12 protein-coding genes are annotated in these 12910 nt (G+C 59.5%); 11 read left to right on the top strand and 1 reads right to left on the bottom strand.

Translation table 11 applies throughout. From position 1 onward, the window contains the following. Positions 1-2: 2 nt before the first annotated feature. From CEY11_RS20580 to CEY11_RS20530, 11 genes are all read left to right on the top strand, one after another. Entirely contained in the window at positions 3-1295 is a 1293-nt protein-coding gene (locus CEY11_RS20580; protein WP_088605288.1) for an NAD(P)/FAD-dependent oxidoreductase, read from the top strand. 9 nt (positions 1296-1304) lie between these two features. Beyond that, the gene (locus CEY11_RS20575; RefSeq protein WP_088605287.1) at positions 1305-2534 is read left to right on the top strand and encodes an aminotransferase-like domain-containing protein; all 1230 of its coding nucleotides are present in this window, start codon (positions 1305-1307) and stop codon (positions 2532-2534) included. A 257-nt stretch (positions 2535-2791) separates the two neighbouring features. Then, positions 2792-3706, top strand: coding sequence for an ABC transporter permease (locus tag CEY11_RS20570; RefSeq protein WP_088605286.1), 915 nt, complete (start codon positions 2792-2794; stop codon positions 3704-3706). A gap of 46 nt (positions 3707-3752) precedes the next feature. Continuing rightward, positions 3753-4670 (top strand): ABC transporter permease, encoded by a 918-nt coding sequence (locus tag CEY11_RS20565; RefSeq protein ID WP_198958949.1) that lies wholly within the window; start codon positions 3753-3755, stop codon positions 4668-4670. A 2-nt stretch (positions 4671-4672) separates the two neighbouring features. Further along, positions 4673-5701, top strand: a complete 1029-nt coding sequence (locus tag CEY11_RS20560; RefSeq protein ID WP_088605284.1) for an ABC transporter ATP-binding protein — start codon at positions 4673-4675, stop codon at positions 5699-5701. Then, entirely contained in the window at positions 5691-6740 is a 1050-nt protein-coding gene (locus CEY11_RS20555; RefSeq protein ID WP_088605283.1) for an ABC transporter ATP-binding protein, read from the top strand. The genes CEY11_RS20560 and CEY11_RS20555 overlap by 11 nt, the downstream gene beginning before the upstream one ends. Positions 6741-6798: 58 nt before the next feature. After that, positions 6799-8388 (top strand): ABC transporter substrate-binding protein, encoded by a 1590-nt coding sequence (locus CEY11_RS20550; protein ID WP_158215398.1) that lies wholly within the window; start codon positions 6799-6801, stop codon positions 8386-8388. A gap of 103 nt (positions 8389-8491) precedes the next feature. Further along, positions 8492-9778, top strand: coding sequence for a Zn-dependent hydrolase (locus CEY11_RS20545; protein WP_088605281.1), 1287 nt, complete (start codon positions 8492-8494; stop codon positions 9776-9778). A gap of 59 nt (positions 9779-9837) precedes the next feature. Then, positions 9838-10608: a (S)-ureidoglycine aminohydrolase gene (gene allE, locus CEY11_RS20540; protein WP_088605280.1), complete on the top strand. Its 771-nt coding sequence runs from the start codon at positions 9838-9840 to the stop codon at positions 10606-10608. 10 nt (positions 10609-10618) lie between these two features. Beyond that, positions 10619-11122 (top strand): ureidoglycolate lyase, encoded by a 504-nt coding sequence (locus tag CEY11_RS20535; protein WP_198958948.1) that lies wholly within the window; start codon positions 10619-10621, stop codon positions 11120-11122. A 197-nt stretch (positions 11123-11319) separates the two neighbouring features. Then, positions 11320-12162 carry a MurR/RpiR family transcriptional regulator gene (locus CEY11_RS20530; RefSeq protein WP_088605278.1) on the top strand — a complete coding sequence of 281 codons (843 nt, stop codon included), beginning with the start codon at positions 11320-11322 and terminating at the stop codon, positions 12160-12162. 4 nt (positions 12163-12166) lie between these two features. Here CEY11_RS20530 and CEY11_RS20525 read toward each other — a convergent pair whose 3' ends face one another. Then, positions 12167-12715, bottom strand: a complete 549-nt coding sequence (locus CEY11_RS20525) for a DUF3830 family protein (RefSeq protein WP_198958947.1) — start codon at positions 12713-12715, stop codon at positions 12167-12169. Positions 12716-12910: the final 195 nt, after the last annotated feature.

Raw genomic sequence — 12910 nt, 5'->3', positions numbered from 1 at the left:
GCATGAAAAACAATCCGCGCTCTCATGGCTTATGGGAAGCCTCTGCTCCACCTCCACCCGGCGCTCGCCCGTTGGCCGGCTTTATCGAATGCGACGTGGCAGTCGTCGGTGCGGGGTACACGGGCTTGTCGGCTGCCTTGCATCTGGCGCAAGGCGGCGCCTCGGTCGCGGTCATCGAGGCTGTGGATATCGGCTACGGCGGATCAGGCCGCAACGTGGGTCTGGTCAATGCGGGCATGTGGGTCATGCCGGAGAAGCTGACCAGCGAACTGGGGCAGTTGTATGGTCGAAGACTGCTCGAATTATTGGGCGAGGCCCCCTCCCTGGTCTTTGATATCGTGCAGCGCCACGACATTGCGTGCGAGGCTGTGCGCAGCGGCACCTTGCATTGCGCGGTCGGAGCGGCCGGCCTGAAAGAGATTACAGAGCGCGCCCGGCAGTGGCGGGCGTTGGGCGCGCCCGTGCATGTGCTCGACGCGCGTGAAACCGCTCGCAAGGTCGGCACGTCGGTGTATCGCGGCGCGTTGCTCGACAAACGTGCGGGCACGATTCAGCCGCTCGCTTATGCCCGCGGACTGGCTCGTGCCGCCTTGCGGGCGGGCGCCGCGATCTATTCCGGCAGCCCGGTGGCCAGGCTCGAAGATACGGGCAGCCGCTGGCGCCTGCATACCCGCGGTGAAGGGGCGGTCGAGGCGCCTTGGGTCATCGTTGCTACCAATGCCTATTCCGGGGTCGATGGCCTTTGGGCGAAATTACGCCGTGAACTGGTACATCTTCCGTACTTCAACATGGCAACCCCGCCTCTGGATTCCGCCCTGCGCCAGGCCATATTGCCGGAGCGGCAGGGGGCATGGGATACACGCCAAGTGTTGTCGTCATTTCGTTTCGACCAGGCCGGGCGCCTGGTATTTGGCAGTGTAGGAGCCTTGCGTGGCGCGGGTTCCAGCATCCATCGGGATTGGGGCAGGCGGGCGCTGCGCCACTTGTTTCCGCAGTTGGCTGACATCGATTTCGAGCATGAGTGGTACGGCAGCATCGGCATGACGGCCAATGCCTTGCCCCGTTTCCATCGCATGGGACGCAACATGATTTCTTTCAGCGGCTACAACGGTCGTGGCATTGCCCCCGGCACGGCCTTTGGCCGCGAAATGGCTCGTCTGGTGCTGGGCGAATTGTGCGAGGAAGATCTGCCTCTGCCGGCGAGCGCCGTCTTGCCGATAAAGCTGCGTACGGCGCGCGAGTACTGGTACGAGGCAGGTTCTCAGGTGGTTCATATGTTTGGTGCGCGTATTTAGGGTTTTTCCATGATCTCCGTCGAATTCGCATCGAGCTACGCAAATCCCGCGGGCTCTCCGATACGCGAGCTTTTTCCGTACTTGAATAGGCCGGGCATGATTTCGTTTGCGGGCGGCTACCCGTCGCCATCGCTATTCGACGCGGAGGGCTTACAACAAGCCGCACAACATGCCTTCGCGGATACGGCTGGTAGCCTGCAGTATGGAGCCACCGAGGGCTCCCCCGCGCTTCGCCAGGCCCTGGCGCAGTTGTGTGCTGCGCGCGGGATCCAGTGCGACCCCAGCCATTTGATCGTCACGACCGGGTCGCAGCAGGCGTTTGACTTGCTGGTTCGCGTCTACATTGCACCCGCGGCGAGCGTGTACGTCGAAACACCGGCATATCCCGCCGCCATCCAGGCCCTGAGGCTCGCCCAGGCACGGATCCATGAGGTTCTGGTCGACGAAGACGGTATAGACGTCGACGCCTTGCAGCGGCAGCTCGAAGACGCTGTGCCATCTGATCGGCCCAAGCTGTTGTACACGGTACCTACGTTTTCCAATCCCTGCGGCACCTTGTTGACGCAATCGAGGCGTGAGGCTTTGGTGAGGCTGGCGCTGAAGTATGAGTTTCTGATCATTGAAGACGACCCCTACGGGGAGCTTGCCTTTAGTACGTCAGTGCCTCCGCCTATCTATGCGACAGGACATGTCATGGCCGCCGCGGACAATCCCGTGGTGTATTTATCGAGCCTGTCTAAAACGGTGGCGCCGGCATTGCGCGTAGGGTGGATGCTCGCTCCGGCGGAAATTCTGCGTCGTTGCGCTATAGCCAAGCAGACTTCCGATCTCTGCACGTCGCCGCTTGCGCAGGCCGTTGCATCACGATATCTGGCGAGTTCCCGTTATGCCGCCATGGTGGCCGGCGCACGGGACGAGTATGCCAGCCGCATGCGAGCCATGGCGCACGCCTTGCGCGACGAACTGGCCGATACTTTGACATTTTTTGAACCAAAGGGCGGCATGTTCGTGTGGGCGGAGCTTGCTCGACCAATGGATATGCCACGCCTGTTCCAGGCGGCGGTGGAGCAAGGCGTGCTGTATGTGCCGGGTGACGCGTTCTACCCCTATGAGCCTCGCGGGCAGGGCATGCGCTTATCTTTTGCAACGCCCTCCACACACGAGATTGCTCAAGGGGTTCGGCGGCTTGCCCGGGCTTTGAGGCTCTGCGCCGACCACCGGTCATCTGCCTCGAGATGACTCGCCATGCCCGGCGCAAAACGCCGTGCCGCTCTGCAAGGCGCATATGCGCCCGCCGCGCGCTTGACGTCGTACCGGATCACCGAGACGGAGCGTTTGTCCAATAGCTGGCGAAAGCCCGAGCTGGTAAGTTCATTCAAGCCATTTTCGGTAATAAATTTTTATATTGACATAAAATGAAAATTTATTATCATTCCACTAGATCGGAAAAAAACATGCATGCCAGATAGCGGCATGCACCGGATCGAGGTGGAGACATGAAAAGATACCTGATGCGCTATGCGCTGCAGTTCATCCCCGTACTGCTGATCATCTCGCTGATCGTGTTTGTGCTGGTGTACATGGCCGGGGATCCGGTGGCGCTGATGTTGCCGGATTCGGCCACGCCGGCGGAAATCGCCACTCTGCGCGAGTCGCTTGGCCTGAATCGGCCATTCCTGGTGCAGTTCTGGATCTTCCTGACTCATATCTGCTCCGGGGACTTCGGCATGTCGTTCCGCTACCATGCCGACGCCATGTCGGTGGTCTTGAGCCGCTTGCCGGCCTCTGTCGAATTGGGCATGTTGGCGATGGCCTTTGCGCTTGCCGTCTCCATTCCCCTGGGCATCTGGTCCGCCATCCGCAGGAACAGCTCGCTGGACGTACTGATCACGGGAGCGTCGGTGGCCGGCAAGGCCATGCCGACGTTCTGGCTGGGCCTGATGCTGATTCTGATCTTTGCCGTGAAATTTCGTGTCTTCCCCGTCTCCGGCAGCGGGGGGCTGTCGCACATGATATTGCCCGCCATCACGCTCGGCGGCGGAGCGGCCGCGGAAATCGCGCGCCTGGTGCGTTCCAACATGATAGAGACGCTGGGACAGGATTACATCCGCACGGCGCGCAGCAAGGGGCTGGGCGACTTTGACATCATCTTCCGGCATGCATTCAAAAACTGCCTGAATCCGGTCATTACCATGGTCACCGTACAGCTTCCTTTTCTGATCGGTGGTTCTCTCATCACCGAGACTGTCTTCGCCTATCCGGGGGTAGGCCAGTTGCTGGTGCAGGCGGTCAATGCCCGGGATATGTCGGTGGTCGAGGCCGGCGTCTTCCTGATCGCACTGATCGTGATTTTCATGAATATGGTCGGCGATGTGCTTTACCGCCTGGTCGACCACCGAATCAAGTACTGACTGGAAACCGGAGACAGAAATGAATCATGGCGAGGGAGCAATCGCAATGAATGACTGTCGGCCCGATATGGAGGCCGCGGCGGGCGCTTCGACAAAGCGCAAGTGGGGGCGCACGAAGAGCTGGCTGGGCATGCTGAGCCGGAGCAAGACCGGAGTGACCGGCTTGCTCATCGTGATCTTCATTGTGCTGGTGGCCGTGTTCGCACCCTGGGTCGCGCCCTACGATCCGGCCAAGGTGGATCTTGCCGGCATGCTGACGCCGCCCGCGTGGCTGTCCGGTGGGTCGATGGCGCACATACTCGGCACGGACAACCTGGGGCGCGATGTGCTCAGCCGCATTATCTACGGTTCGCGGGTGTCGCTTCTGGTGGGGGTATGCGCGGTTCTAGTATCGGGCTGTATCGGCACCATACTGGGGGTGGTCGCGGGCTTTCATGGAGGCTGGATCGGCGCCGCGATCATGCGCTTGACAGACGCGTTCCTGGCACTGCCGGCGATGCTTCTGATGCTGGTGATCATCGGAGTATTCGGCCCCAGCCTGATCACGCTCATCTTCGTCATGGGCTGTACGAAATGGGTTCCCTACACCCGCCTCATGCGCGGGGAAGTGCTGAGCCTGAAAGAACGCGATTTCATCCGGGCGGCATACTCCATCGGCACTCGCAGCCACACCATCATGCTGCGCCATCTCCTGCCCAATGTCTTCTCGACGCTGATCGTCATTTCCACGCTCAGTGTCGGATCGGCCATCATTTCCGAATCTTCGCTCAGTTTCCTGGGGCTGGGCATACAGCCGCCGCAGGTTTCCTGGGGCTATATGCTGAGCGAGGGACAGGCGTATCTGTCCACCAGTTGGTGGATCGCCACCTTTCCCGGCATCGCGATCACGGTGACAGTTATCGGAATCATCTTTCTGGGCGACTGGCTGCGCGACGTGGTCGATCCCAGACAACAGGGGCGCTGATCATGACGACCAATCAGGCAGATCCGGCTCGGTCGGGCGAAAAAGCACCGCTGCTCGATGTGCGCAACATACGGACGTCCTTCCGGACATCGCAGGGGCTCGTCTATCCCGTCGACAATGTTTCGTTCTCGCTCGATCGCGGCGAAGTGGTTGCCATCGTCGGCGAATCGGGCTGCGGCAAGAGCATCACCGCTTTTTCCGTCATGGGCCTGCTGGGCGACTCGGGCCGGGTCGAGCAAGGAGAAATTTTCTTCGAGGGCAGAGACATAAGCGCTATGTCGCGCGAGCAGATGCGCGGCATACAGGGCAACGATATCTCCATGATCTTCCAGGAGCCGCTCACTTCCCTGAATCCGCTGCTGACCACGGGCTACCAGATCGACGAGTCCTTGCGCCTGCATAAAAATCTGAGCAGGAAGCAGGCCAAAGAGCAGAGCATCGACATGCTCAGAAAAGTAGGCATGCCTCGCCCCGAAGCCGTGTATGCCGCGTATCCGCATGAACTGAGCGGGGGCATGCGTCAACGTGTGATGATCGCGATGGCGCTCTCCTGCGGACCCAAGCTGCTTATTGCGGACGAGCCCACTACGGCGCTGGACGTCACCATCCAGGCGCAGATTCTCAAGCTGATGCAGGATCTGCGCAGCGAACTCGGCACCACGATCGTCCTCATCACTCATGACCTCGGCGTGGTCGCGGAAATGGCCGATCGCGTGATCGTGATGTATGCGGGACAAGTGGTGGAGCAGGGGGATGTCTACAGCCTGTTCCAGAACCCCAAGCACCCCTATACCCGGGGGTTGATGAACAGCACCCCGAAGATACATGAGATCCGCGATGCGCTGGAGTCGATACGCGGAACCGTGCCGGCTCCTGGCGAGATGCCGCGCGGGTGCCGTTTCAGCCCCCGGTGTCCCCGCGCTTTTGACAAGTGCAGAACCGAGGCGCCGGTATTGCAGGAATTTTGCGGCAATTATCAGGTGCGGTGCTGGTTGCCTGAAGAACAGGAGGTGACGTTAGATGAGCACTGATTCTATGACCCCCCTGCTCGAATTGAGGGGACTCAAGAAGCATTTCGATATATCGGGCGATTGGTTCGCCGGCGAGCGCAAGTACCTGAAGGCGGTCGATGGCATCGATCTCAAGGTCTATGCCGGGGAAACTCTGGGCATTGTCGGCGAGTCGGGCTGTGGGAAATCCACCACGGGCAATGTCATATTGCGGCTGATCGAGCCGTCCGCGGGCGATATTCTGTTCGAGGGAAAAAGCATCTGCGGGCTGTCCCTGGCCGAGCTCAGGGCGAAGCGCAAAGACTTCCAGATGATATTCCAGGATCCATTTTCATCGCTCAACCCGCGCATGCGGGTTCTGGATCTGATCGCCGAACCGCTGCGCTCCCACAACGTGCTGTCCGGGGAAAAATTGCGCCGGCGAGTCGGCGAACTGATGGAAAGTGTCGGCCTGAGCCCCTCTTTCATCACGCGATACCCTCATGAGTTCAGCGGCGGCCAGAGGCAGCGCATCGGCATTGCCAGGGCGCTGGCGCTGCGGCCGAAGCTGATCGTATGCGATGAGGTGGTTTCGGCGCTGGATGTGTCGATACAGGCGCAAATACTGAACCTGCTGGGGCGGCTGCAGAAAGAATTCAACCTCACTTACATCTTCATATCGCATGGCTTGCCGGCAATCAAGCACATCAGCACCCGCATCGCCGTGATGTATTTGGGAAAAATCGTGGAGCTGGCGACCAAAGAGCAATTGTTCCGCCGCCCGTTGCACCCTTATACGGAGGCGCTGCTGTCTGCAGTCCCGATTCCCGATCCGGCGCTGGCCCGCAGTCGCAAGCGCATTGTGCTCGATGGCGACATCCCGAGCCCGGTGAATCTGCCCTCGGGATGCCGCTTTCATACTCGCTGCCCGTATGCACAGGAGAAATGCCGCCTCGTGGAGCCGGCGCTGCTCGTAAAGCCGGACGGCCATCAGGTGGCCTGTCATTTCCCTTTGGCGGAGACGGCCGGGCCGCTGGCCGCGCCGGCGCAACCGGCGGCGGCCATGGCTTTGGCCGAATGAAGGGCGGGCAGGATTCGATTTCGCTCATTTGAAAATCTACATGCTGAGGAATACCGGAATGGATCAAGTCAGGAAGTCTTCCACGCGTAAAGGCTGGATAGCAGGGCTGGCCGTGGCAATTGTCGCGGTGGCGGGGTATTCCCTGTTCATGCGGACAAGCCATGAGAGCCCGAAACCGGCCGCCGCCGCGGCGCTGGCTCGGGATCCCGACACACTCAGAATCGGCATGGACAAGGGCATTCTGTCGTTCGACCCGCAGAATAACGGCAGCTATGGCACGCCGTTGATGAACGTCTTCGACACCCTGGTGCGGATCGACAAGGACGGCAATTTCCAGCCGCAACTGGCCGAGAGCTTCAAGCAGGTCGACCCTGTCACCTGGGCATTCTCGCTGCACAAGGGCATCAAGTTCCACAATGGCGACGAGCTGACCTCGAGCGACGTCAAATTTACGCTCGATCGCGTCACGTCTGACAAATCGCTGATTGAGAATGCCCGCTTCTCGTCCATCAAGGAAGTCAAGATACTCGACAAGTACAACTTCGAAATCATTACCAAAGAACCCGATCCCGTATTGCTGAACCGGCTCATACGCATGGGAGGCAGTATTCTGCCCGAGCACTACTTCAAAGAAAAGGGCGTGAGTTACTTCATGCAGCATCCCGTGGGCTCCGGGCCTTACCAGGTCGTGGATTACGAGCCCGACCGCAGATTGATACTCAAAAGGTTCGACGGCTACTTCAAGGGCAAGGTCTCCGAATGGAAAAAGGCGGTGATCACCGTATTGCCCGACGCGGCGACCAGGGTCAATGAGCTGGTGACCGGAGGCGTGGATCTGGTTACGGAAATTCCGCCCTCCGAATGGAGCCGGGTGAACGGCCAGAAAGGGTTGAAAATCGTCGATGGCAATTCCACGCAGGTAATGTTGCTGGTCGTCAATTGCAATAAGGAATTTCCGACGTCGGATCGCCGTGTGCGCCAGGCCATAGAGTATGCGATCGACAGCCGCCTCATCGTCAAGAAGCTCTTCGACGGGATGGGGACTCCCACACGGACTCACATCACGCCGGGAATTCTTGGCTTCGATAAAAGCCTGTACGACACATCGGACTACGACCCGGCCAAGGCGAAGGCGCTGCTGAAAGAAGCCGGCTATGGCGAAAGCAAGCCTCTGAAGCTCACGCTGCAGATCCCCCAAGGGCGCTACCTGCTCGATTCCGAACTGGGGCAACTGATCGCCGCCATGCTGCAGGGCGTAGGCATCCAGGTGAAAATCGAATTGCTTGAAAACAGCCGGTACGTGCAGGTGCGTAACAGCAACAAGAACCAGGCCTTGATGCTGGCCGGTTATGGCAACAGCATGTTCGATCCTTTCCTGCCGCTCAATGCGCTGAATTCGAAAGTCTATTTCAAGCGTATCGGATACAAGAATGAAAGAGTGGATGCGCTGCTGGACAAGGCCATGCAGACCATGGATCCGAAAGAGCGGGCCAAGATGTACCAGGAAGTGCAGCAGATTCTGGCCGTGGATCTGCCATACATCTATATCTACAACGAGCGGTATTTCACTGGCATCGATACCAATAGGGTCAGCTTCGACCCGCCGGCCAGCAAGGACATTCTTGTCGAGGACATCAAAAAAAAATAAGCGCCGGCGAACGGCCGGGCCGAGATTCACGGATATTTCCCCAGTGATCCCGTTCCTTCGGGCGCGGTCTATGAGGGCACGCTAAAACAGGGTTGTGACTTATATGGTTGATGAAAACCGCTTATTCGACAGATTGACCAGGCTCGGCGACGTCGGCCGGACATCTCACGGCGGGGTCAGCCGCCTGGCCCTGACCGACCTGGATCGGCGCGGCTTGGAGCTGATCGCGCGTTGGATGCGCGAAGCGGGCCTGCAAGTGCGCATGGATGCCGCTGGCAATCTCATAGGCCGCAAGGAAGGGCGCCGGCCGGATCTACCGGTGGTTCTGACCGGTTCGCATTCGGATACTACGCAGGAAGGCGGGATGTTCGACGGCGCCCTGGGCATTTTGGGAGGCATCGAGGCTCTGCAATGCATGAACGAACGGGGCCTGGCCACGGATCATCCCATAGAGGTATGCGCCTACAGGGACGAGGAGGGCTGCCGCTTCGCGGCCAGTTACTCGGGCTCCAGGATCATGACGGGCAAGCATGATCCCGACCGCTTGTCACGTACGGACGAGAACGGGATATCGATTGCGCAGGCATTGCAGGCCCAGGGCATCGAGCCTGAGCGCGTGGGCGAGGCCGCCCGCGTGCCGGGCTCGGTCAAGGCGCATGTCGAATTGCACATAGAGCAGGGAAAGGTGCTGGCCAGCAAGGGCCTGCCGGTCGGCATAGTGACAGGTATCTGCGCCTCGTCGCGCAGCAGGATCGTCCTGACCGGCGAAGCCATGCATGCCGGCACCACGCCCATGTCCCTGCGCCGCGATCCGATGGCAGCGGCCGCGGTGATCATTCAGGCTATCGAGGACGAGGCGCGGCGCACGCAAAGCACCGTTGCCACGGTGGGCATGATCAGAACCTTTCCGGGAGGCGTGAATGTGATTCCCAGCAAGGTGGAGTTTTCGCTGGACTGCAGAGACATCGATGTGCGGGTGCGCGATGCCGTGCTCGACCGGATTGTGGAGAGGGCGAAGGAGATATGCGAAGAGCGCACCATCGGCTTTGACATCACGATCTTCGGCAGGGGCGAATCCAAATTGTGCTCCGACATGGTGAAAGAGCCGATAAGGCGCGCCTTCCAGAGGCTGAATCTGGAGGCTTTTTCACTGCCCAGCGGCGCGGGCCACGATTCGGGCGCGTACTACGATTTCTGCCCGATGGGCATGATATTCGTCCGTTCCAAGGACGGCATCAGCCACAATCCTGCCGAATGGAGCTCGCCCGAGGACTGCGCGCGCGGCGCCCAGGTTCTCTACCACACCCTGCTGGATCTGGCCGCCGCGGGCGAAGACGGAGTCGATCCGCAAGCCGCGGCGCCCGACCGGAAGACCTTGCTGTCCAGTTGATTCATGCCCAGGCCGATCCGGCCCTGCGTCGTCCTATAACATGAAGGAGTTGCTTCAATATGTCCAAAAGACAAATCCAGCCCCCCGGCGTATTCGCCCATCATCGCGCCGCGCTTACCTCCCACTATGCGGTGATGCCGCCTGAAGGGATTCTGGAAAGCCGCATACCGGGTATCAGCAATACCACGATCAGCGTACAGGCTTCCCGCAGCCTGGGCGCAGAGTTCGCGCAGATTCTGCTGGACATGCGAGCCGGCGGGGGCATGGATCATGCACGCAACGATGGCCTGCAGGCGTTCTTCTACGTCATATCGGGGCAGGCCTGGCTGGAAATCGACGGCCGATCCCACGATCTGCGCCCCGGCAGCTTCGCCTACGTGCCGGCCGGGGCGAATATTCGCCTCGCGAATGCGGGCGGCGAGAATGCCCGCGTAATCTGGCTGAAGAAAGCTTATGAAGCAGTCGAAGGGATAAGGCCTCCGAAGGCGCTCGTAAGCCATCGGGATCAGGTCGAGAAAGTCAACAAGCACACTCAGGGGCGAACCTGGCAGCACCTGCTTCCTGACGAAGACCCGGCATTCGACTTTGCCATGAATATATTGAGCTTCGAGCCCGGAAATTATTTCCCGATGATCGAAACACACGTCATGGAGCATGGCCTGTACATGCTGGAAGGTCAGGGCATGTATCTGCTGCAGGCCGACTGGCACGAATGCTGGGAGGGCGATTTCATATACATGGCGCCGTTCTGCCCGCAATTCTTTTATGCGACCGGCTGGTCGCGGGCAAGCTACCTGCTGTACAAGAATGTCAATCGCGACATTGTCTGAGCGCGCTGCCATGACTATGCTGGATATCACCGCGCAGCCCCTAACGAGGGAAGTATTTTCGGAATTCGGAGACGTGGTCGATACGCTTGCGGGCACGTCCTTCGCAATCAATGCGGGGCGCGCAATGCGCCACCACGATCTGGCGCGTGTCGAAACCCTGGGGGAAGGCGCCCGCGCGCAATTGAGCATTTTCGTGAGCAAACCGGTAGAGCTTCCGTTCGAGCTGGAATTTCTGGAACGGCATCCTCTGGGCAGCCAGGCCTTCGTTCCCATGGATGGAAGCCGCTTCCTGGTTGTCGTGGCGCCTGTAGGAGAGGCGATCGATCCGGGCTCGGTGCGCGCCTTTGTCACCAACGGCCGCCAGGGCGTCAATTACCGGGCCTCAGTATGGCATGCGCCGCTGGCGGTGCTGGAGCGCAGCGGCGAATTACTGGTGGTCGACCGGGGCGGAGAAGGCGCTAATTGCGATGTGCATCCTCTGCGGCTGCGCGTCGGGCTGGCCGCCGGCTGCTGATCGGTATGCGTGGCGCAATGCGCGGCATATATGCCGTTGCGCCGCTCATGCCGAGAAGCCGGTGCCAGGGCATAGGTGGTTAAACAAAACTGGAAAAGCTAAACTACGATGACTTTGGCAACCGGCAAGATCGTGTCACTCATGCGGACGACTACAAAAAGCAGATTGCGGGCGATGATCGAAACGGGCCGATTACCATGAGGCTTCAGCTCGAAGACCGCCTCAGGGAAATCTACGAAGAGCTGCCTCAGAGCGAGCGGCTGCTGGCCGACCTGCTCATGGATTTCCCGGGGGTGCTGGTAACCCACTCCATTCCCGAACTGGTCAAGCAAGCCAATACTTCGAATGCCGCAGCCACCAGGCTGGTCAAGCGCCTTGGCTATACCAATGTGCAGGAAATCCGCAAGCAGGTGCGTCAGGCCCGTGTGGAAGGTTCGCCGCGCTATCTGAATACTTTTGTGCACGATACGTTGGATTTCGAAAGCGGCGTGAAGCAGCATGTCGAATCCGAGATCCAGAATTTGCTGTACAGCTTCGGGGCGCTGGGAGAAGGTACGCTCACAGAGATCGTGGCGGCGCTCGGGAAAGCGCGCAATGTATGGGTTGTCGGCTATGGCAATAGTCATATGCCCGCCATGTACCTGCGTCAGCAGCTGATACAGCTGCGCGAGCATGTCGAGGTGCTGCCCCGGCCCGGCCAGGCCATCGAGAAAGATCTGTCGGATCTGGGCCGCAGCGACATGATCATCGTCATAGGCTTTCGCAGACGCAATGAAATCCGCTACAAGCTCCTGAAGTATGCAAAAAACGTTGGGGCGCACAGCCTGTATGTAACCGACCATTCCGAATCGAAAACAGCCGGCCTGGCGAACTGGACGATACGCTGCCGTGTCCAGAGCACGTCATTGTTCGATTCATATATTTCGGGCTACAGCATACTCAACTACATTTGCGCATCGCTGTCCGACCAGCTTGGCCGCGCCGCCTCCGAGCGGCTCGGCCAGGCCGAAAAATTGCACGAATTGCTCGGCGACGAGTGACGAGTCAGTCTGCAAGCTCGAACAGGATTTCCTGCGCACCGTGCCAATGAACCAGTTCCCCGAACTGCGGCAGTGACTGCTCGCCTTCGATAATGCTCAGGAAATGGTTGCCGGCCAGTTTGCCGTATTCGCAGGCAAAGGCATTGGGGCCATAAGGCATGTAAATTTCGCCGCCCCCTTGCGTGGCGTCTCCGGGGCACATCACGATATCGCCCGTTTTCGGATAGCTGGTGGGGTTTTCGTAGGCGACCTCCGCACCCGTGGTTCCGAGGCGGATGAACACGGCCTTGCCGCTCCACCGGCCTTGGCTGATATGTGTTTTGAAGGGCAGCTTTCGCAAGAACCACGCGCAGGTCTGCGGCGCGGTTTCTTCTTCCAGGCGGGCAAGGTATGTGTATTGTCTTGACGTGATTTTTATGTGTTTCATGGTTTGATCCGATAAATGTCCAGGCCTGTTGCTTACCAGGGTCGACGATTCGTTTCCCGCTGCCTTTTTGTCTTTTGGGTATCTGCTCGATGGCGCGATTCGGCAACGGCGTGCGGGGGAATGCATCTGCCGGCAGCTCAGGGGCAGCGCCTCTCCCGTGCCTGAATGATAATTTATGATCGGTTTTATATCAACATAAAAATTAATTTTCAGTTTGGCGCGTTAAGGTATGCAGCCGTGTGATGAACCGGCTGGGCTTGTGTAGGATGGGCGGCAATCCACGGGCGTCGGCGGCGCGGGCCGTGGCCGAATTCCTGTCCC

The organism is Candidimonas nitroreducens (genome assembly GCF_002209565.1).
Lineage (GTDB): Bacteria > Pseudomonadota > Gammaproteobacteria > Burkholderiales > Burkholderiaceae_B > Candidimonas > Candidimonas nitroreducens.
This window is presented reverse-complemented; position numbering and strand designations above follow the sequence as displayed.